The sequence below is a fragment of the Nocardia sp. CA-290969 genome (assembly GCF_050936135.1).
Classification (GTDB): Bacteria; Actinomycetota; Actinomycetes; order Mycobacteriales; family Mycobacteriaceae; genus Nocardia.
In genome coordinates this window covers 5,939,762-5,958,761 of sequence record NZ_JBNJNJ010000001.1, presented here as the reverse complement: position 1 = coordinate 5,958,761, position 19,000 = coordinate 5,939,762, and the positions used below count along the sequence as shown (strand labels likewise).

The 19,000-nt window shown below is 69.1% G+C and carries 19 protein-coding genes; 12 read left to right on the top strand and 7 right to left on the bottom strand.

Annotated features, from left to right (window positions below):
- The first annotated feature begins 3 nt into the window (after positions 1 to 3).
- The 6 genes from ACQEVO_RS27040 (at position 4) to ACQEVO_RS27015 (ending at position 6,492) form a co-directional block, all read left to right on the top strand.
- Positions 4 to 2,490 carry a CocE/NonD family hydrolase gene (locus tag ACQEVO_RS27040; protein ID WP_432918762.1) on the top strand — a complete coding sequence of 829 codons (2,487 nt, stop codon included), beginning with the start codon at positions 4 to 6 and terminating at the stop codon, positions 2,488 to 2,490.
- 276 nt (positions 2,491 to 2,766) lie between these two features.
- Positions 2,767 to 3,777, top strand: coding sequence for an adenylate/guanylate cyclase domain-containing protein (locus ACQEVO_RS27035; protein WP_432918759.1), 1,011 nt, complete (start codon positions 2,767 to 2,769; stop codon positions 3,775 to 3,777).
- 111 nt (positions 3,778 to 3,888) lie between these two features.
- The gene (locus ACQEVO_RS27030; protein ID WP_432918756.1) at positions 3,889 to 4,176 is read left to right on the top strand and encodes a DUF1330 domain-containing protein; all 288 of its coding nucleotides are present in this window, start codon (positions 3,889 to 3,891) and stop codon (positions 4,174 to 4,176) included.
- A 109-nt stretch (positions 4,177 to 4,285) separates the two neighbouring features.
- On the top strand, positions 4,286 to 5,215 hold the full coding sequence (locus tag ACQEVO_RS27025) for an aldose 1-epimerase family protein (RefSeq protein WP_432918755.1): 930 nt from the start codon (positions 4,286 to 4,288) through the stop codon (positions 5,213 to 5,215).
- A 306-nt stretch (positions 5,216 to 5,521) separates the two neighbouring features.
- The gene (locus ACQEVO_RS27020; RefSeq protein ID WP_432918752.1) at positions 5,522 to 6,016 is read left to right on the top strand and encodes a hypothetical protein; all 495 of its coding nucleotides are present in this window, start codon (positions 5,522 to 5,524) and stop codon (positions 6,014 to 6,016) included.
- Positions 6,017 to 6,204: 188 nt separating this feature from the next.
- Positions 6,205 to 6,492 carry a hypothetical protein gene (locus ACQEVO_RS27015; RefSeq protein WP_432918749.1) on the top strand — a complete coding sequence of 96 codons (288 nt, stop codon included), beginning with the start codon at positions 6,205 to 6,207 and terminating at the stop codon, positions 6,490 to 6,492.
- Here the strand turns inward: ACQEVO_RS27015 and ACQEVO_RS27010 are convergent.
- Complete coding sequence (locus tag ACQEVO_RS27010; protein ID WP_432918746.1) at positions 6,464 to 7,108, bottom strand: SAM-dependent methyltransferase; 645 nt, start codon at positions 7,106 to 7,108, stop codon at positions 6,464 to 6,466. The two genes, ACQEVO_RS27015 and ACQEVO_RS27010, sit on opposite strands and share 29 nt — an antisense overlap.
- Positions 7,109 to 7,167: 59 nt before the next feature.
- Between ACQEVO_RS27010 and ACQEVO_RS27005 the strand changes: the two genes are divergently transcribed.
- Positions 7,168 to 7,605 (top strand): MerR family transcriptional regulator, encoded by a 438-nt coding sequence (locus tag ACQEVO_RS27005; RefSeq protein WP_432918743.1) that lies wholly within the window; start codon positions 7,168 to 7,170, stop codon positions 7,603 to 7,605.
- A 96-nt stretch (positions 7,606 to 7,701) separates the two neighbouring features.
- Here ACQEVO_RS27005 and ACQEVO_RS27000 read toward each other — a convergent pair whose 3' ends face one another.
- The 3 genes from ACQEVO_RS27000 to ACQEVO_RS26990 all read right to left on the bottom strand — a co-directional run bounded on the left by ACQEVO_RS27000 (position 7,702) and on the right by ACQEVO_RS26990 (position 9,942).
- Positions 7,702 to 8,358 carry a DUF4097 family beta strand repeat-containing protein gene (locus ACQEVO_RS27000; RefSeq protein ID WP_432918740.1) on the bottom strand — a complete coding sequence of 219 codons (657 nt, stop codon included), beginning with the start codon at positions 8,356 to 8,358 and terminating at the stop codon, positions 7,702 to 7,704.
- 98 nt (positions 8,359 to 8,456) lie between these two features.
- A complete protein-coding gene (locus ACQEVO_RS26995; protein ID WP_432918738.1) occupies positions 8,457 to 9,680 on the bottom strand; it encodes a cytochrome P450 in 1,224 nt (407 codons plus the stop codon).
- 28 nt (positions 9,681 to 9,708) lie between these two features.
- Positions 9,709 to 9,942, bottom strand: a complete 234-nt coding sequence (locus ACQEVO_RS26990; RefSeq protein ID WP_432918735.1) for a ferredoxin — start codon at positions 9,940 to 9,942, stop codon at positions 9,709 to 9,711.
- A gap of 257 nt (positions 9,943 to 10,199) precedes the next feature.
- Here ACQEVO_RS26990 and ACQEVO_RS26985 point away from each other — a divergent pair, with 257 nt between their 5' ends.
- The gene (locus ACQEVO_RS26985) at positions 10,200 to 13,412 is read left to right on the top strand and encodes a BTAD domain-containing putative transcriptional regulator (RefSeq protein WP_432918732.1); all 3,213 of its coding nucleotides are present in this window, start codon (positions 10,200 to 10,202) and stop codon (positions 13,410 to 13,412) included.
- Here the strand turns inward: ACQEVO_RS26985 and ACQEVO_RS26980 are convergent.
- Both ACQEVO_RS26980 and ACQEVO_RS26975 read right to left on the bottom strand, forming a co-directional pair.
- Positions 13,396 to 14,157, bottom strand: coding sequence for an ABC transporter permease (locus tag ACQEVO_RS26980; protein ID WP_432918729.1), 762 nt, complete (start codon positions 14,155 to 14,157; stop codon positions 13,396 to 13,398). The two genes, ACQEVO_RS26985 and ACQEVO_RS26980, sit on opposite strands and share 17 nt — an antisense overlap.
- On the bottom strand, positions 14,154 to 15,098 hold the full coding sequence (locus ACQEVO_RS26975) for an ATP-binding cassette domain-containing protein (RefSeq protein ID WP_432918726.1): 945 nt from the start codon (positions 15,096 to 15,098) through the stop codon (positions 14,154 to 14,156). Before ACQEVO_RS26975 ends, ACQEVO_RS26980 begins: the two co-directional genes overlap by 4 nt.
- Before the next feature lie 337 nt (positions 15,099 to 15,435).
- Here ACQEVO_RS26975 and ACQEVO_RS26970 point away from each other — a divergent pair, with 337 nt between their 5' ends.
- Genes ACQEVO_RS26970 through ACQEVO_RS26955 form a run of 4 tightly spaced genes read left to right on the top strand, consistent with a single transcriptional unit; the run spans position 15,436 to position 18,191 of the window.
- The gene (locus tag ACQEVO_RS26970) at positions 15,436 to 16,020 is read left to right on the top strand and encodes an NADPH-dependent FMN reductase (RefSeq protein ID WP_432918723.1); all 585 of its coding nucleotides are present in this window, start codon (positions 15,436 to 15,438) and stop codon (positions 16,018 to 16,020) included.
- Between the two features lie 20 nt (positions 16,021 to 16,040).
- Positions 16,041 to 17,480 (top strand): DHA2 family efflux MFS transporter permease subunit, encoded by a 1,440-nt coding sequence (locus tag ACQEVO_RS26965; protein ID WP_432918720.1) that lies wholly within the window; start codon positions 16,041 to 16,043, stop codon positions 17,478 to 17,480.
- A gap of 58 nt (positions 17,481 to 17,538) precedes the next feature.
- On the top strand, positions 17,539 to 17,790 hold the full coding sequence (locus tag ACQEVO_RS26960) for an AbrB/MazE/SpoVT family DNA-binding domain-containing protein (RefSeq protein ID WP_432918717.1): 252 nt from the start codon (positions 17,539 to 17,541) through the stop codon (positions 17,788 to 17,790).
- Complete coding sequence (locus ACQEVO_RS26955) at positions 17,787 to 18,191, top strand: PIN domain-containing protein (protein ID WP_432918714.1); 405 nt, start codon at positions 17,787 to 17,789, stop codon at positions 18,189 to 18,191. Before ACQEVO_RS26960 ends, ACQEVO_RS26955 begins: the two co-directional genes overlap by 4 nt.
- A 28-nt stretch (positions 18,192 to 18,219) precedes the next feature.
- Here the strand turns inward: ACQEVO_RS26955 and ACQEVO_RS26950 are convergent, their stop codons facing one another.
- Positions 18,220 to 18,966 carry a DsbA family protein gene (locus tag ACQEVO_RS26950; protein ID WP_432918710.1) on the bottom strand — a complete coding sequence of 249 codons (747 nt, stop codon included), beginning with the start codon at positions 18,964 to 18,966 and terminating at the stop codon, positions 18,220 to 18,222.
- Positions 18,967 to 19,000 lie beyond the last annotated feature (34 nt).

Below are 19,000 nucleotides of genomic sequence, written 5' to 3'. Positions count from 1 at the left end.
TTCATGCGGCTGTACCGGGTGCTCACGGCCGCGGCGGCCGCCACCGTGGTCGTCTTGGCCGTGATCCTGGTGCTGGCGCAGGCCATCCGGCAGCCCGTGCACCAGGACACCGAGCCCGCTGTCTCGCCGGCGGAGCTCGCCGCGCAGTGGACCGGGCTGCACGACGGCCCGCAGCCCTACCCGGAAGTGCATATCGACAAGAACGTGCACATCACCATGAGCGACGGTGTGGTGCTGAAGGCCGATGTGTACCGGCCCGCGCACACCGGCGGCAAGGTGGAGGCCGCGCCGCTGCCGACCGTCGTCACCATGACGCCGTACTCGAAAATGATGTCCGGCCTGATCGATTCGGCGATCAACAACCCCGAGGCGCAACGGTTCACCATGGATCTGGTGCGCCGGATCAACCTGTCCGGCACCCCGATCAGCGGTTTCGAGGATCTGCTGCACGCGCTCGACGGTGGCACCGTCGCCACGGTGCTCGGCCTCGACAGCAAACTCGTGCGGGCCGGATACACGGTGGTCTCGGTGGATGTGCGCGGCACCGGGCAGTCGCAGGGGCTGTGGGACACCCTCGGTGCCCGCGAACAACTCGACACCCGCGAAGTGATCGAATGGTCGGCGGCGCAGCCGTGGTCGAACGGACGGGTCGCGATGAGCGGCGGCTCCTACTCCGGGATCAACCAGTTGCGGGCGGCGGAGAACGCGCCGAAACCGTTGCAGGCCATCTTCCCGGTCGAACCGGGCAGCGATCTCATGCGTGATGTGGTGGCGCCCGGCGGCGGCGTGGGCGTGACCTTCCTGCCGCTGTGGCTCACGCAGGTGAACCGGGCCAAACTGATGCCGGATGTGCAGTCCATGCTCAACGGCACCTTCGACTGGCAGTGGCTCGCCGACCGGCTGGCCGACCCGGCGACCAACTACGACCTGCTCGCGCAGGCGCTGCTGACCCCCTCGCTGAACCAGATGCCGCCCACCCTGGCCGCCGCCCTGGACGAGAACAGCCCGTTCCGGCAGGGCATCCTCGGCGAGCCCGCGAAGATCACCGTGCCCACCTTCGTCTACGGCGGCTGGCACGATATCTTCGCCAACAGCGCGACCGCCCTCTACAACGACATCCCGCTGCCGCCCGGCCGCAAACAACTCGTCGTCGGCGACACCTACCACGCGAACCCGGGCGCGGGAACCGGAAGGCCCGGCGCCCCACCGCGTCTGGATGTGCTGCAGCGCGCCTGGTTCGACCACTGGCTCAAGGATGTCGACAACGGCATCGCCGACTACGGGCCGGTGATCGTCTGGGAGCAGGGCGGCGGCTGGGTCACCCTCGAACAGTTCCCGCAGCCCGGGATGACGCATCGGCGCGTGTACCTCTCCGGCACACCGAGCGGAACCACCGGCGACAGCGTGCACGACGGGTCGCTGATCGGGCAGCCGGGGGACAAGGCGCAGCTCACGGTGGCGCCGGGGCTCACCACGGCCTGTTCGCGGGATATGGCGCAGGGGTCGGCGGGAATGGGCGCGGTATTCGACGCCTGCGCCAAGGATTCCCGGATCGCCGAACGTGGCGCGCTCACCTTCACCAGTGCCCCGGTCGCCGAGCGCACGGTGATCTCCGGGCCGATCAATGTGCATCTCAACACCGTGCACGACGCCGCCGACGGCTACTGGAGCGTGACGGTGAACGATGTCTCGCCCGACGGAACTTCGACGGTACTGAGCACCGGCCAGCTCACCGCGTCGCTGCGCGCGATCGACGAAGCGCGCAGCACCCGCTCGCCCAACGGTGACCTCACCGCCCCGTTCAATCCGATCACCCTCGACAGCGTGCAACCGGTGACACCCGGCGAACCGGTCGCCCTGGATATCGCGGTGATTCCCACCCAGGCCGCGCTCGAACCGGGGCACCGGCTCCGCCTCGACGTATTCGCCGCCAACGCGCCCAAGGCGCTGGCGTTCCGGCCGATGCTCAACGACACCGAACTCAAACCCCAGCATCTGGCACTCGACCCCGCCGCCCCGAGCTTCGTCAATCTCCCGACAGACCGTCCCCTGCCCGACGCTTCGGGCCGGCCGGCCGCTGTTCCGGAACGCGCGGCGGTCCAGACTTCTCCCGCGGCACCGAGTCCGCCGGCGGCGCCGGCCCGGCAGGGGGAGCCCACGAGTCGTCCCGGCCAGGCTCCGGGTTCCGCGGCCGCTGTGCCGCCCGCTGCCCCGGATACGCCCGCACAGCAGCCGCGCCCCACCACTGCGCCCACGGCAAAACCGTCCCGGGCACCCGGTGCTACGACCGAACCGCCGGCCGCCGAGACTCCGGCAGGGCAGCCGGCTCCGCCCGCCCCCGCGGCTGCGCCTCGCCCCACCTCGACTGTGCCGCCGACCCCTGCCGCCCCGCAGCCGCAGCCCGTGGAGTCTCCCCGCAGTGCGGAACCTCCGAACACGGCGCCCATCCCGGAGTACACCTCGCCCCGGTCTGCGACACCGACGTCGTAGATCCGGTACCGCCGTCTTGGGCAGCGCAAGAGGCGGGTGATGACCCCGTCGAGCGGCTCGGCGGGACCCGGAATATCGCTCGCCCGGTCTGCCGTGTCCCGGCTAGGACTTGCCCGATCCCGTCCGGCACTGCAACCCGGACTCGGGAGCCGAGGCTTTCGCGGGCCGCCTGCTACGCCACGCGACTACTGCCCCGCCTGCCGGTCATGACGTAGATCACCGTCCGATTTGCCGGGGCCGCTCGCGCTGTGGGCGGCAGGTCGTAAGGTTTCGCTCATGGGGTCGCAGGAGAGGTCCGAACTGGTCCGGTCGGCGGCGGAGCAGAGTCTGCTCGCCGGCAGCCGGCGCTACAACCGCCTGGAAGTGGCCGAAAAGGCCGGGGTGACACCGGAACTCGCGCGCCGGCTGTGGGTTTCGCTCGGTTTTCCGGCGAGCGAGGACGACAGTGCCCGCGATTACACCGACGCCGATATCGCCGCCATCCATCGGTTCCTGGAGGTCGGCAGTCTCGCCGCCGCCGATACCCGGCAGCAGGCCGCGACCGCCCGCACCATCGGACAGACCATGGCGCGGCTGGCCGAATGGCAGGTCGATCTGGTGATCGACGAGATCGACCGGCGGGTCGCCGAGGCGGGCCCCGATGCCGATCCCGCCGAGATCACCCGCTCGGCCACCGCGGAAACCGCGGAGCTGCTGGAGAGCCTGCTCTCGTATGCCTGGCGGCGCCATCTCGACGCCTCGCTGGCCCGGCATCTCGAGGACACCGCCCCCGCCCCGGATTCCACCCGGATCCTGGCGGTGGGGTTCGCCGATATGGTCGGCTACACCCGGCTCACCCGCCACCTGCACCCGGACGAACTCTCCACGCTGCTGGAGGCCTTCGAATCCACCACCGCCGCGGCGATCGCCGAGAACGGCGGCTGGGTGATCAAGAACGTCGGCGACGAAGTGATGTTCGCGGCCGAATCCCCGCTGGCCGCGGCCCGTATCGCGCTGGATCTGCAGGAATCGACGATGACGGTGGGGACCACGCCGGAACTGCGGGTCGCGCTGGCCTATGGACCGGTGTTGCAACGGTTCGGCGACCTGTACGGGTCGGTGGTCAATATGGCCGCCCGGCTCACCGGTGTCGCCCGGCCGGGCACGATCCTGATCGACGACGGTGCCGCCGCGGAACTCGAGGGGGAGCGTGAATTCTCGATCCGGCACCTGCGCAGTGTCCGGGTTCGCGGGTTCAACCGGCTGCGGCCCCATCTGCTGCGGCGCAACGGTAAGGCGTCGTCCTGAACGTCGTGCACCGCCGGTTTCACGATATGGGATTCTCCATATCGAAAATGACGTTATAGGTATGGTCGTGGGGGAGTCGATCTTGGCTCGGATGTGAGAAGGAGACCCAGCATGCCCAAGGGCTACGTCATCGTGACCGAGACGATCAAGGATCCGGCCGGTATGGCCGAATACGGTAAAGCGGCCGCGAAAGCAATGGCCAAGGGTGTCACCGTGCTGGCCGTCGACACCAAGCCCCAGGTGCTCGAAGGGGAATGGCCTGCCACCCAGACGGTGGTACTGGAATTCGAATCCCCCGAGGCCGCCCGCGCCTGGTACGACTCGGAGGAATACCAGGCGGCGATCCCGCTGCGGCAGGCCGCGGCGGACTCCAACGCGGTGATCGTCAACGGCCTGTAGCCGGCCCGAGTACCACCGGCGGATCGAAGAACCGTCCGGGACCGTCGGGTCGAACGGACACGGTTCGCCGGTACCGCCGGCTCGGGTGCCCGGAACCTACGCTGGTGGCGTGACCGCATCCGAGCCCACAGCGACCGGCCGCTCACTCGTATTGGAAGCGGCCGGTGTCCGCGCCGAGGTCGGCACGGTGGCCGCTGTACTGCGCGGTCTCACCGTGCACGGGGTCGCGGTGACCGAACCGCTGCCCGCCGACTCCCCGCCGCCGATGGCGGCCGGTATCGTGCTGGCGCCGTGGCCGAATCGCGTGCGTGATGGCGTCTGGGTACTCGACGGGGAACGTCAGCAGCTCGATATCACCGAGGTTTCGCGCTCGAACGCGATTCACGGGCTGTTGCGCAACACCGATTACGAGGTGCGTGCGCGGGCAGCGGACGCGGTGACTCTCGGCGCGCTCATACCGCCCCAGCACGGCTGGCCGTTCCTGCTGGACACCTGGGTGCGCTACGCACTGCGGCCCGACGGGCTGTCGGTAACTCACGGGGTGGTCAACCATTCGGGCCGGCCGGCCCCGTACGCGGTGGGTGCGCACCCGTACTTCCGGATCGGGGAAACACCGGTCGAACAGCTGCGGCTGACCGTGGCCGCGACCACCTACTACGAGGTGGATGCGCGGATGAATCCGGTCGCCGAGCATTCCGTCGCGGGCACCCCGTACGACCTGCGGGCCGGAGCTCCGCTGGCGGATCTGACACTCGACACCCCCTTCGGCGGTGTGGTTCCCGGTGTCGCCGCACAGCTCATCGCGCCGGACGGGGCGCGGGTCGAACTGATCCAGGAACCCGGCTGGCACTATGTGCAGGTTTTCACCGCCCGCGATTTCCCGCGGCCGCAGGGGCGCGGTCTCGCGGTCGCGCTGGAACCGATGACCGCGCCGCCCGATGCCTTGAATTCCGGCGCCGGCCTGCGCCGGCTCGAACCCGGTGAGCGCTGGGAGGGTCGCTGGACCGTGCGCTATGTGCCGGGTGCGAGTAGCAGTTGACGGCGGAGCAGGTGCCAGCTGGATTCGGCGGCCCGTCGAGGGCGCCCGGCGTAACCCCCGCTACGTGTAAACCGTTGCCGCATCGAAAAATTCGGTTATCCGTAATGCTCGAATCGGTCTCCGTGGCCGGTATGCCCGCGTAATCTGTACGCGGCAATATGCCACGGGAACCGGTGAGTGGGTCGCCGGTGGTGGAATGCGTCCGGGGGTGAGATTCGCAGCGGAACCGCCGGGTGCCGGAAGGGGGCCGGGGTGAGCGTTACCGAGGGGTTCGGGCCGCTCCCGAGCAGCGGGATAATCTCGACGGTGTTCACTCGCGCGGCCGATTTCGACCGTGCCGCCGCCGCGGGATTCGGCTGCGGCCTGCTCGAACCGCTGGCCGGTCTGGTGGTGGCTCATCGCCGGCTGGCGGCGGCCCGTCCGGAGTGGGACGACCTCGTGCTGTCCCGGGAGTCCACGGATCAGGTTGCGGTATTTCCGGAAACGAGTCCCGGCGCCAACGCGTTCACCTGCGCGTGGGAGAGCGTCCAGCGGCATATGCTCTCGGTCGATCTCGAGGCGCGCCGCATCCTTGCCCCGCCCCCGCCCGATGCGGTGCCGCATCACGAGGGACTCGGCGCGGTATTCGGCCGGCTGGCCCATCTGTACACGATCAGCCACAACCGTTTCGTCCTGGACGGCCCCTGCGGACCTCACCGCCGGCAGTTGGCCCGGGCCTTCGCCGGCTACGAAACCCTGGCCCGCGATCTGGTCGCCGGCCGCAAACGGCTGCCCGGTTTGGCCGATCGTCCTGCCTCCTGATTCCGCACGGGGGCTCGCCGAGGTGAGTGGGTCGGATCCGCGCCGCGAATGGCAGTCGCACGTGCACCGCCGCAAGGGTTTTCGGCAGATCCGGCCGATCATGCCGCCTGGGCCCGTGCCCGGAGCGGAGAAGCTCTATCCTCGACATCAGTGGGCCGGACCAGTCCGCGGGCAGGCAGGGGAACGGAATGGATGTCGAGGACGCGCGGCGGTTCGCGGCGCGAATATGGCAGCACCCGGATCTGTCGGGGTCGCAACGGCTGGCCGCTGTCAAAGCGGACGCGCACGCCCGCGGCAAGGAACCCTTCGACCTGGACCGCCTGGAAGCGTTGTGCGACACCAGCCACGAGGGCCGGATGGACCCGGTGCAGTGGCGCCGCCGCCGATTCGAGCTGGTGTACTACAGCCATCCGGAAATGATGACGATCGAAGATCTGGCCGCGCACGTCATGCTGTCCCAGGGCTGGGTGGGCTGAGCGCGGGTTTGATCGCCAGGACCTGGACCGTGGTGCTCGGCCCGTGGTGGAACTTGCCCTCGCTGATATCGCGGTCGACCTCGCGGCACTGTTCGAGTCGCAAGCCGGCCAGGTCGCGCCGGAGTTCGGCCGGTGCCGGCAACGCATCCGGATGCGGTGGTCCGCCGATACCCGGGCGGTCCAGGTGGCGCGGGGTGTAGGCCTCGAGGACGAAAACACCGCCCGGCCGCAGGGCGCGGGCGCAGGCGGCGTGCAGCGCCGGGCGTATCGCGGAGGGGACGTGGGCCCAGATGGAGACGATCCCGGCCCAGCGGGATTCGCCGAAGTCGTAGGTGGTGAGGTCGGCGACGACTGTATCGATGGTGACTCCGCGCCGATCCGCCAGTTTCCCGGCGTTGGCCAGGCCCACGTCCGACAGGTCGACCGCGGTGACGGTATGGCCCCGGCCCGCCAGGTAGACGGCGTTGCGTCCCTCCCCCTCGGCCAGGCACAGCACGGGGCCTTCGGGAATACGCTCGGCGACTTCGCGCAGGTAGTCGTTGGGTTCGGTGCCGTACGACGCGAACGGCTCGGCGTAGCGCTCGTTCCACAGCTCGGCCGGTGTCCGGATTTCCATCTCTCACTCCTCGGTGCCATGTCTTGACGACACGACCCACTGTGCAAGTTAATGTCGACATGAAGTCAAGCCCGGCCGGTGACAGCAACGGCGCGACCTACTCGATCGGCGAGATCGCCGGCTATTTCGACCTCGCACCCCATGTGCTGCGGCACTGGGAGTCGGTCGGCCTGCTCACCCCGGCCACCCGGATCGCCGGCCGCCGCCGCTACACCCGGGCACAACTCGCCCGGGTGGCAATGATCCTGCGTACCAAGCAGGTCGGCCTGAGCCTCACCCAGGCCCGCGAACTTCTCGATGCCTGCGACGGGCACGGGCGCCGCCGCATCCTCCAGTCGCAGCTGGACGCGCTCGACGAGCAGATCGAGCGGATCCAGACCTCGAAACAGCTGATCGCCCACGTGCTCACCTGCCGGTACGAGGATTTCACCGAATGCCCGCGGTTCCAGGAGGAGGTAGTCGCGGCCCTCGCCGGCAGCGTCCGCGGCGAACGGTGAGTTCGCGTCCCGCCGACCGGCGATGCGGGGGCAGCCCATCGGCATCTATATCCGCCGCAATATCTTCGGGGCGAACAGCTTCGCGGCGGCGAAGGTTCAGATCGCCGGCTGAGCCGAGACAGCCTGCCGGACGATGATGTTGCCGTAGCAATTGCGGGCGAATACCCGCACGGTTTCCGCCGTATCGTGCGGCCCGGCGACCGGTCCCATCCGGTTGTGCACGGTGCCGTGCAGGGCATCGGCTTCCACGTGTGCCGCGCTACCCGGGCTGATACCCACCTCCAGCTCGCCCACCGAGGTCTCCAGCCGCAGTTCCCCCTGCGATACTTCGCCGATACGGATATCGCCCTTGGCGGCTTTCGCGGTCACCGGACCGCGTGGACGCTCGACGCTGATATCGCCGGCCGCTATTTCCAGGTCGCAGCGGCCGAATTCGCCGGTGCCCGTGATCCGGCCGACGGCGGCGGAGCCGTTGAGCCGGGAGCCGGTGGGGACCTCGATGGTGACCTCGATGGTCGGGTTACCGGCGAACGGGCTGTAGGTGCGCCAGTTCTTCGGTGTCGTCACGGTGAGGGTGCCGGCGGTGAATTCGATCCGGGTCTGTTCGGCTGCGCGCACATCACCCTTCTTGGATTCGTCGGCCGGCCGGACTTCGACCACGGTGTCGGTGCGGTCGGAGGCGATGACCGTGACATTGCCGGAAAGCACATCGACGGTGGCGGTGATCGGTTCGGGGGTCTGGAAGGTACGCATGGGAGGACTCCTCGCGATGGTGGGAACGGGTGATGGGTGAGTCGGCGGACGCGGCCGGTTCGTCCGGCCGCGGCGCCGCGTAGGTGAGGTGCCCGGCACTATCCGGCCGGGGCCCAGGTGACCGGCAGTTCGTGGACCCCGTAGATGTTCATATCGGTCCGCAGCTTCACCTCGCTCGCGGGAACGGCGAGGGTGAGGCCCGGGAAGCGCCGGATCAGGGCGGCGAAACCGGCCCGCATCTCGACGCGCGCCAGCTGCTGGCCCAGGCACTGGTGGACGCCGTGACCGAAGGACACCAGGCCGCGGGTCGCGCGGTGGATATCGAGGGCGTCGGGATCGTCGAAACGCCGGGGGTCGCGGTTGGCGGCCAGCAGGGAGACGACGACGGTCGACCCCGCGGGGATCGTTTCGCCACCGAGTTCGAGATCCTCGGTGGCATAGCGGTAGAAGATATCGGCGACCGTGAGATAGCGCAGGAGTTCTTCGACGGCGCCGGGCACGAGGTCGGGGTCGGCGTGCAGTTCCGCCAGCTGCTCGGGGTGTTCCAGCAGCGCGAATGTGCCGAGGGACAGCATATTGGCGGTGGTTTCGTGGCCGGCGAGCAGCAGCAGGAAGGAGATTCCGGTCAGTTCCTCGATGCTCAGATCCTCGTCCCGGGCCAGATCGGACAGGATGTCGTCGCCGGGTTCCGCGCGTTTGCCGGCGACCAGTTGCGCCAGGTAGGTCATCATCGCGCCGTAGGCGGCCATCTTCTCCTCGAGTGCCTGGTCCCGGAGCATGAACTTGGCGGTGTTGGTCTGGAAGGTCGCCCGGTCGGCGTACGGGACACCGAGCATTTCGCAGATCACCAGCGAGGGCAGCGGCAGTGCGAACTCCCGCACCAGGTCGACCGGTGGTGTCAGCAGCGCCATCTCGTCGAGCTGCCGCTCGGCGAGCTCGACGATGTGCTCCTCGAGCTGCTTCATCCGCTTGACGGTGAACGCGCTGATGAGCTTGCGGCGCAGCCGGGTGTGCTGCGGCGGGTCCATCGCGATGAACATGCCCGGGATCTGCGGGGACGGTTCGGTTTGGACGGGCATATCCGGGCTCGCGTCCAGCGCGTGCAGAATGCCGATGTCCTGACGTGAGCTGAACCGGGTATCGGCGAGCAGTTGCCGGACTTCCTCGTAACCGGTGACGAGCCAGCCCTCGTGCCCGTCGGGGAACACCAGGGGACTGACGGGGCGGGCCGCGCGCAGCGCGGTGATCTCCCGCGGCGGGTCGAAGGGGCCGGCGTTGCGTTCGGTGGGCAGGCCGTGCGGTACGGGGACGGTGCTGGACATCGTGATTCCTTCTGGTCGTGGTGATCGGTCAGCGGTTCGCGGCGAGGGTGAGCGCGCCGGACGGGCAGTGGTGGACGGCCTCGCGGACGGCCGCCTCTTGATCGGGTCCGGGTGCGTGGGCCGGGGGGATCACCCGGCCGTCGTCGCCGTCCTGGTCGAAGAGCTCGGGAGCGGTGAGTACGCACATGCCGGCGCCGATGCAGCGTTCCCGGTCCACCCGCAGTTCCGGTAGTGGCCCGCGGCGGTTGCTGTGGCTGTTCATGTGAGTACTGTCGCGGCCCCGGCTGATACCGTGCTGACGCCGGGCTGACACGACCACTGATATGGTCCCTGACCTGGTCATATGGCGTGGTATACGGCGGGCGGCGGTGGCCCTGGGCGCCGCCCGGCCCCGGCTCGCCCGGGATGGTCTGCCGGTCACGGTCGCGACCCGGCCGCACGGTGAGCCGGGCCCGCTCCCCGTGGTTCTCGTCGCAGGCCGCTCTGCGGCCGGTGCGCCGGGCACGGCAGAATGGTCCGGTGCAGATCGCGTTGCTTGGACCGCTCGAAATCCGGGCAGATGACGGTGGATCGATAGAAGTACCGGGTGCCCGGCTGCGGGCGTTGCTGATCGCGCTCGCGCTCGAACCCGGTCGCGTGGTCCAGAAGACAACGCTGGTCGATTGGATCTGGGGCGAACAACCACCCGCCGACGCGGCGAACGCCCTGCAGGCGCTGGTGTCCCGGCTGCGGCGGGTGCTGCCGGACGGGACGCTCGACGGCGAATCGGGAGGCTACCGGCTGGCGGTCGACCCGAATGCGGTCGACGCCGTGCGGTTCGAACAACTCCTCGACCGGGCACGCGGAGGCAGTGACGCGCATCGGGCCGAGCTGCTGCACGAGGCCCTCGGCCTGTGGCGCGGTGCGCCCATGCAGGGCGTCGAGGTGCGCGACAGCGAGGCCGTCGATGCGGTGATCACCCGGTTCGAGGGCCTGCACCTCGCCGCGCTGGAGGATTTCTACGACGCGGAGATCAGCCTCGGCCGGGGCGCACAGCTGGTCTCCGAACTGACCGAACTGGTAACCCGGAATCCGGTGCGGGAAAGGCTCGTCGCCGGCCTGATGCGCGCGCTCGGCGCCGCCGGTCGTGGTTCCGAGGCGCTGATCGTGTACCAGAATGCCCGCGAGGCCCTTGCCGATACGCTGGGCGTGGATCCTTCGCCCGAGCTGTCCGCACTGCACGTCGCGCTGCTGCGCGGCGAGGTCGGGGCGCCCGACAGCGAGCCCCACACGAATCTGCGCGCCGAGCTGACCGAATACATCGGCAAATACGCCGATATCGCCGCCGTGCGCGACCTGCTCGCGAACCATCGCCTCACCACGGTGACCGGTCCCGGTGGCTCCGGGAAAACCAGGCTCGCGCTGGAGACCGCGCGGACCCTGCTCGACGACCTCCCGGACGGGGCGTGGCTGGTGGAGCTGGCCGCCGTGGGGCGCAACAGCGACGGGCCCGAGGGGCCGGGAAGCGCGATGAGCATCGCGCAGGCGGCGATCGCCGCGCTCGGCCTTCGCGACGCGCTGCTCGGCGGCGCGCCGGCGGAACCGATGGACCGGCTCATCGCGGCGGTCCGGGATCGCGAAACACTGTTGATCCTGGACAACTGCGAGCATGTGATCGAATCCGTGGCCGCGTTCGCGCACCGGCTGCTCGGGGAGTGCCGGCGACTGCGGATCCTCGCCACGAGCCGGGAACCGCTCGGTATCACGGGTGAGGCGTTATGGCAGGTCGAGCCGCTGGCGTTGCCCGCCGAGGGTGCGGACCCGGGCGAGATCGAAACCTCCCCGGCGGTGCGGCTGTTGCGGGACCGTGCCGGTGCGGTCCGCCAGGACCTCGCGGGCGATCCCCGCACCCTGGCGACCATGGCGCGGATCTGCCGGGCGCTGGACGGGATTCCCCTGGCGATCGAACTGGCCGCGGCCCGGTTGCGCACGATGTCGCTCGATCAGCTGGCCAACCGCCTCGACGATCGGTTCCGCCTGCTCACCGGCGGTAGCCGGATCGCGCTACCGCATCACCGGACGTTGCGCGCGGTGGTCGACTGGAGCTGGGAGTTGCTCAGTGACGCCGAGCGAATGGTGCTGCGCAGGCTCGCGGTCTTCTCCGGCGGCGCGAGTCTGGAAGCGGCCGAACAGGTCTGCGCGGCGGTCGGAGCCGGTGACCCGGGTGGGCAGGCTGTCGCGATCGGGCCCTGGGAAGTGCTCGAGCTGCTGACCACCCTGACCGAGAAATCGCTGCTCATCGCGACCGAGCGCGGCGTGCCGGGCGAACAGGGCGGCCTGCGGTATCGGATGCTCGACACGATCGCGCAGTACGCGCGCGACCGGCTGGTCGAGTCGGGGGAGGCCGAAACGGTGCGCCGCGCGCATCTCGCGTACTTCACCGGCCTGGCCGATACCGCGGAACCCCATCTGCGCCGCGCCGAACAGCTCGCGTGGCTGGGAGTTCTCGATGCCGAACACGGCAATATCACGGTGGCAATGCGCGGCGCGCTGGCGGCCGGGGATTCGGCCGGCGCGTTGCGGCTGGCCGCGGCGGCGGGCTGGTACTGGTGGCTCGGCGGGTACAAAGCCGAGGGGCTCGAATTCCTCACCGCGGTGGCCGACGCGCCCGCCGAGGTGGACGACGCCACCCGGGCACTGGTGTACGCGCTGGTCATGCATTTCATGAGTTCCGGCCGTAATGACGCGCAGCAGGTGGAGGAATGGATCGACAAGGCGCACCGGTTCGGCCGCGACGTGCGGGCCGGTCATCCGGCGCTGGCGTTCATCGATGCGCTGAAAAGTATCCTGCGCGGGCCGGAGGCGCTGCCGACCGCCTTCGAACCGTTGCTCACGCACGAAGATCCGTGGGTGCGTGCCCTTGCCTGCCTCCAGATGGGCAAGATGCGGATCATTCTCGGGCAGGACGGCCCGCAGGTACAGGACTATCTCGAACGCGCGCTGGCCGAGTTCCGGGCGCTCGGTGAGCGGTGGGGGATCTCGTTCGCATTGACCGAGCTGGCGAACCGGCTCGCCACCCGCGGCGAATTCACCGAGGCGTGCGTGCTTTTCGATCAGGCGGTCGCCGTGGTCGCCGAGATAGGGTCGACCGAGGATATCGTCGGGGTGCGCTCACGGCAGGCTCAGTTGTACTGGCTCGCCGGTGATGTCGAGGCGAGTGCGGCCGCCATGGCCGAGGCGCAACGGTACGCGGACCGGGACTCCTGGCCGGCCGTACTGGCCGAACTGGCGCTGGCGAAGGCCGAGCTGGCCCGGTGGGGCGGGGATCCCGGGCAGGCGTACGAGCAGATCGGGATCGCGATCGGCGTACTGGGTAGCGAGGCGGTGAATCCGCAGATCAGTTCGGCAATAGAGACATTGCGCGGCTATCTCGCCACCGATCTCGGGGAAGCCCGCAAACACCATGCCGCGGCGTTCGAATCGGCGGCCGTGGCCGGGCACACCGGTCTCGTCGCCCAGGTACTGGTCGGGATCGCGGATCTGGCGTTGCGGACCGGTCGGGACGAACAGGCCGCGCAGCTGGTCGCGGTGAGCGCCGCGGTGCACGGAATGCCGGACCGGTCTCAGCCGGATGCGGCCCGGGTCGAGCAGGCGGCACGAGATCGCCTCGGTGAAGAACGCTTCACCGAGGCGATGAGAGTGGGTGCGGAATCGGATTGGCAGGAGCTGGCCGCGGCTACGCTCGCTTGGTGAACGTGGCCCGCGACCACAGGAACCCCACGACGGCGAACCCCGCGCACCAGGCCAGCGCCGCGGCGGTGTAGCCGCCGGACGGGTTGCCGGCGAGGAAACCGCGCAACGATTCGATGATCGGCGTGAACGGCTGGTACTGCGCGAACTGCCGGACACCCTGGCCCATCTTCTCGGCCGGGACGATCGCCGTGCTGAGGAACGGCAGCATGATCAGCGGAACCACACCCATCCCCGCGGATTCCGGCGTTTTCGCCGCCATACCCAGCGCGACCGTGAGCCAGGAGGCCGCGAAGGAGGTCGCCGCCATGATGCCGATCGCGCCCAGCCAGTCCAGGGCGGTGGCCGGCGGCCGGAAACCCAGCGCGAAGGCCACACCGATGACGGCGGCGATGGCGACGGCGTTGGTCAGGATGGTGGCCACCACGTGACCGGTCAGGACGGCGCCCCGCGAGACGTCCATGACCTTGAACCGGTTGATGATGCCCTTCGACATATCGGAGCTCACCGCGACCGCGGTGCCCGACAGCCCGTAGCTGATGGCCAGCAGGATCATGCCCGGTGTCGCGTAGTCGATGTATTCACCGCCGACGGCGAAGGCGCTGCCGAATACGTACACGAAGATCAGCATCATGACGACCGGCATGAATGCCGCGTTGAAGACGGTGACCGGATTGCGGGCGATATGTTTGAAGTTGCGGCGCAACATGATCGACGAATCGGCCAGTGGTGCGGTGAGTGTGCTCATGATGCGGTGACCTCCGTGGTCGCGTGGCCGGTGAGGGAAAGGAAGACATCGTCGAGATCGGGGGTGTGGACGGTGACCTCGGCGGCCTCCACTGCGTATTCGTCGAGCCGGTCGAGGAGCCGGCGCAGCGATTTCGATCCGCCGTCGCCGGGCACCCGCAGGGTCAGCGCTTCGTCGTCGCGGGTGGCTTCGGGCAGGGCCCGTGCCGCCGCATCCAATTCTGTGGCCTGGGTGAACCGCAGCTGGATATGGCTGCCGGGAACCCGGCGCTTGAGTTCGGCGGCGGTACCTTCGGCCACGATCCGGCCCTGATCGAGTACGGCGATCCGGTCGGCCAGTTGATCGGCCTCTTCCAGGTACTGGGTGGTGAGGAAGATCGTCACACCTTCGTCCGTCAGGCCCCGCACGATCTCCCACATGGTGCGCCGGCTCCGTGGATCCAGTCCGGTGGTGGGCTCGTCCAGGAAGACGATTGCCGGCCGGGTCACCAGGGTCATCGCCAGATCGAGCTTGCGGCGCATACCTCCGGAGTAGGTCGCCGCCCGCTTGCCCGCCGATGCCGCCAGATCGAACCGCTCCAGGAGTTCGGCGACGACTCGCTTGCGATCGGTGCCGCGCAGCCGGTGCAGATCCGCCATCAGCTCGAGGTTCTCGGCGCCGGTCAGCAGCTCGTCCACGGCCGCGAACTGCCCGGTGACCCCGATCGCCGCGCGTACCGCCCGGGTTTCGGTGGTGATGTCGTGCCCGGCCACCCGGGCGGTGCCCCCGTCGGCTTTCAACAGGGTGGTCAGGACGTTGACGGTGGTCGTCTTGCCGGCGCCGTTGGGCCCGAGCAGGGAGAAGATCGTGCCGGCACCGATATTCAGGTCGATACCGTCGAGGACGGTTTTGTCCCCGTACGCCTTCCGCAGCCCCGAAGCCGCGATTGCTGAAGTACTCATGGAAAGCACTGTCGCCGGACCGGCTGATACGGGCCTGACGCCGAGCTGATACCTCCGCTGATACGGGCCGTTGTTGGTGACGGGCAGTGCTGGGGCGTCGCGCCAGGGCATGACACGGCTGCACCGGGCTCCGGCCGACCGGCCTGGATCTCGCTCACCCCGGCTGTGGTTCGCGGTGGTGCCGTCGTGAATTGCTGCCCGGCGGGATGGGCGCGGGCTGGCCACGGGGGCTGCTATCGATAGCTTTTGCGCCCGAGCTTGACCTCAACATTGGTTGAGGAAGCAAGGTGGTGTGCGGCGGCCGATGGGGACGCCGAACGCAGTAGGGGAGAGACCGATGACGACGATATCGACCGGCACCGCCACCACCGCGCCACCGTTGCGGCTGGCCGTGGTGATCGGCAGCAGCCGGCAGGGACGTTTCGCGCCGACCGTGGCCGACTGGCTCCTGCGGCATGCGACCGCGCGACCCGACCTCACGGTCGGAGTCGTCGATGTGGGCGAACTGGATCTGCCGCACACCTTCGGCGCGCCCGCGCCCGGAGCCGCCGCCACCGGCGCCGCATTGGCCGAGGCAGACGCCTTCGTGGTCGTCACACCGGAGTACAACCACAGCTACCCGGCGGCGCTGAAGAACCTCATCGATTCACACGGACCGGAGTGGCAGGCCAAACCCGTCGGCTTCGTCAGCTACGGCGGGATATCGGGTGGGCTGCGCGCGGTCGAACATCTGCGCGGCGTCTTCGCCGAACTCCACGCGGTCACCGTGCGCGATACCGTCAGTTTCCACAATCCGTGGCGGCAGCCGGACGGCCTGGCGGGCGCGGAGGCCGATACCGCGGCGAAAACCATGTTGGATCAACTGGTCTGGTGGGGCGAGGCGCTACGCGCGGCCCGTGCCACCCGTCCTTACGGGCAGTGAGGCCCACGATGCGACACAGTGTGACGACAGCCGCGGCCCCACCGGAATCGGCGGCCCGCAACCCGATGACGGTCGCCCTCGTCCTGGTGGTCGGCTCGATCATGGCCACCCTCGACCAGACCATCGTCAATGTGGCGATCAACCGGCTGTCCGCCGAATTCGCTGTGCCGCTGGGCACCATCCAGTGGGTATCGACCGGCTACGCGCTCGCGGTCGCCGGGGTGGTCCCCGTCGCCGCCTGGGCGATGGGCAGATTCGGCGCGAAACGCCTGTACCTGGCCGCGGTGACGATTTTCGCGATCGGTTCGCTGCTGGCCGGCGCGGCCTGGAATATCGAATCGCTCATCGCCTTCCGGGTGCTGCAGGGTCTCGGCGGCGGACTGCTCATGCCGGTGGGGATGACGGTGCTGTTGCGCGCGGCCGACCCGGAGCGGCTGGGGCGCGCGATGAGCACGATGGGGCTGGCGATCCTGGTCGGCCCGCTCGCGGGCCCGGTGCTCGGTGGCTATCTCGTCGACGAGATGTCCTGGCGCTGGATGTTCTACGTGAACGTCCCGGTCGCCGCGGCGGTGCTGCTCCTCGCCGGGCGCGTCTTCCCGGCCGACGACGCGCAACCGCGCCGGCGGATCGATACGATCGGCGTCGCCCTCATGTCACCCGGTTTGGCCCTGCTGATCTACGGGGTCACGGCCGCCGGCGAACACGGCGATTTCCCGCTCGGCCGGGTGCTGCTGCCGTTGCTGCTCGGCGCGGTGCTGGTGGCGATCTTCGTGCACCGTGGATTCACCGCCCCGGAGCCGTTGCTGGACCTGCGGATCCTGCGTCGCCGCGAGGTCGGCGCCGCCGCCGCGCTGCTCGGGCTGTTCGCGGCGGGCTATTTCGGCGCGATGCTGTTGCAGCCGCTGTACTTCCAGGTGGTGCGCGGTGAATCGGCGCTGGTGGCCGGGGCGCTCGGTATCCCGTTCGCGCTGGCCTCCGGGGTCACGATGCAGGTTGCGGGCCGGCTCATCGACCGCTTCCCGCCGGGACGCTACCTGCCCGTTTCGATCGCGGTCGGGATCGCGGGCTTCCTGCTCTTCCGGGCCCAGCTGGACACCGATTCCTCCTATTGGGGTCTCTGCGCGGCCATGCTGCTGATGGGCGCCGGCGGTGGTGGCACGATGATGCCCGCCATCACCACCGCGACCCGTGCGCTGACCCCGGAGCAGCAGGCAGGCGGCAGCACGACGGTGAATCTGATCAACACCACGGTCATGGCGATCGGCACCGCGGTGGTCGCGGTGGTGCTCTCCGCCCTGCTACCGGTCACCGGTGGTCTGCAGGCGCTGCACGATCTCGCCCCTGCCGAGCACGCGGCCCTGGCCCCCGCCCTGGCGGAGGCATTCCAGAGCGCCTACCTGATCGCCCCGGCCCTGATGGCCCTCGCCGTGATACCCGCGCTGCTGCTGCCGCGCCGGTGAACCCGGGGGCCTTGCCGGAGGCGATATCCTTACCTTGTTACTCAAGTAAGGAGCTGGCATGGATGCATTGGCGCGGTTGACATCGAAAGGGCAGATCACGGTTCCGAAGGCGGTGCGGGAAGCGCTGGAACTGCACACCGGCGACAGTGTGCATTTCCGGGTCGAGGGTGAGGTCGTCGTGTTGGCAAGGACTCCGGAACTGCTCGAATTGGCCGGTAGTGTGCCGGTTCCGCCCCAGGTCCGGGGGCGCACCTGGGACGAGATCCGGGATGAGGCCTGGGCGGAGCAGTGGCGGGACAAGGAGTCGTGACCGTCTACCTGGACACGAACATTCTGGTTCGTCATTTCACGCAGGATCCGCCCGAGATGGGACGGCGGGCGACTGCCCTGTTGGCGGAATCCGAGGGGCTGTATCTGCCGGACCTGATTCTCGCCGAGACGGTGTACGTGCTGCAGAGCGTTTACAAAGTACCCAGACCTGAGGTGGCTGCGCTGATGCGTTCGGTGATCGGCTCACGCAACATCGCCTCCGACGATCCGGCGGTGCTGATCCGCGCCATCGATGTCTACGAGCACCACCGTCTGGCGTTCGCCGACGCGTACCTCGTCGCGCTGGCCGAGGCGGACCCCGACTCGGCCATCGCGTCGTTCGACCGGGGGATCGACAAGGTCGGCACGGTCCGGCGAATCGAGCCCGGCGAGAACGACTGAGCGCGTCGATGCTCGCGGCGTGGCGCTCTCAGCGTGCGGCGGCGATGACCGGGGCGAGACCGTTCGGCTCGAGGAGGGCAGCCGAGTCGGTGACCTCCTTGTCGTCGACGTAGACGGTAGGGGTGCCGTTCACGCCGGAATCGAGTACCTCGTCGGTCTTCGTGCGCAGATAGGCGTCGTACCGGCGTTCGGTGATGCAGTCGGCGACGGCGGAATCGGTGTAGCCGACTGCTTCCGCGATATCGATCAGGTCGCTGTCGGGCAGGCCGGCGCCGCCCTCCTCGGGTTGGCGGGCGAACATTTCGGCGAGCCAGCCCTGGTAGTCGGCCAGTCCGGAGTCGGCGACGCAGAACGAGGCGTTACCGGCCCGGGAGGAGTACTCGGTGGTGCTGGCGCGGTCCAGGAAGGAGATGACGCTGTACTCGACCGCGGCGCTACCGTCGCGGACGGCGTCTTCCAGCACCTTGCCGTTGGCCTCCTCGAAGGCTTTGCAGAACGGGCACTGCAGGTCCAGCACGACCCGGACCGTCACCGCGGCGTCCGCTTCGCCGATCCGGACAGCGCCGTCGGCCAGGACATTCCTGGGCGCGGACCCGCTGCCGGCGGCTGCGGGGGCACCGGAAATCTCCTCCGCCACCGCACCCCGGGCCAGTAGCCCGATACCGACCGCGGCGGCGATCACCAGCACGGCGAGGACGGGAATCAGCACGAAAAGCAGCGTGCGGTTCGACCCCGTGTTCTGCTGCGGCGGCCATCCGCCCGGATTGGTGCTCATTTCCCCATGCTCCCGCTCGCCGGATATTTCCGCG

What these genes read in the sequence shown, in the direction of transcription:
- ACQEVO_RS26990 (WP_432918735.1), bottom strand. Translation starts at nt 9,942, where the DNA reads ATGAACAGCCACAGCAACCGCCGCGGGCCACTACCGGAACTGCGGGTG.
- ACQEVO_RS26970 (WP_432918723.1), top strand. Translation starts at nt 15,436, where the DNA reads ATGACGACGATATCGACCGGCACCGCCACCACCGCGCCACCGTTGCGG.
- ACQEVO_RS26995 (WP_432918738.1), bottom strand. Translation starts at nt 9,680, where the DNA reads ATGTCCAGCACCGTCCCCGTACCGCACGGCCTGCCCACCGAACGCAAC.
- ACQEVO_RS27030 (WP_432918756.1), top strand. Translation starts at nt 3,889, where the DNA reads ATGCCCAAGGGCTACGTCATCGTGACCGAGACGATCAAGGATCCGGCC.
- ACQEVO_RS27035 (WP_432918759.1), top strand. Translation starts at nt 2,767, where the DNA reads ATGGGGTCGCAGGAGAGGTCCGAACTGGTCCGGTCGGCGGCGGAGCAG.
- ACQEVO_RS26975 (WP_432918726.1), bottom strand. Translation starts at nt 15,098, where the DNA reads ATGAGTACTTCAGCAATCGCGGCTTCGGGGCTGCGGAAGGCGTACGGG.
- ACQEVO_RS26960 (WP_432918717.1), top strand. Translation starts at nt 17,539, where the DNA reads ATGGATGCATTGGCGCGGTTGACATCGAAAGGGCAGATCACGGTTCCG.
- ACQEVO_RS26950 (WP_432918710.1), bottom strand. Translation starts at nt 18,966, where the DNA reads ATGAGCACCAATCCGGGCGGATGGCCGCCGCAGCAGAACACGGGGTCG.
- ACQEVO_RS27005 (WP_432918743.1), top strand. Translation starts at nt 7,168, where the DNA reads ATGAAGTCAAGCCCGGCCGGTGACAGCAACGGCGCGACCTACTCGATC.
- ACQEVO_RS27040 (WP_432918762.1), top strand. Translation starts at nt 4, where the DNA reads ATGCGGCTGTACCGGGTGCTCACGGCCGCGGCGGCCGCCACCGTGGTC.
- ACQEVO_RS27015 (WP_432918749.1), top strand. Translation starts at nt 6,205, where the DNA reads ATGGATGTCGAGGACGCGCGGCGGTTCGCGGCGCGAATATGGCAGCAC.
- ACQEVO_RS27000 (WP_432918740.1), bottom strand. Translation starts at nt 8,358, where the DNA reads ATGCGTACCTTCCAGACCCCCGAACCGATCACCGCCACCGTCGATGTG.
- ACQEVO_RS26980 (WP_432918729.1), bottom strand. Translation starts at nt 14,157, where the DNA reads ATGAGCACACTCACCGCACCACTGGCCGATTCGTCGATCATGTTGCGC.
- ACQEVO_RS27010 (WP_432918746.1), bottom strand. Translation starts at nt 7,108, where the DNA reads ATGGAAATCCGGACACCGGCCGAGCTGTGGAACGAGCGCTACGCCGAG.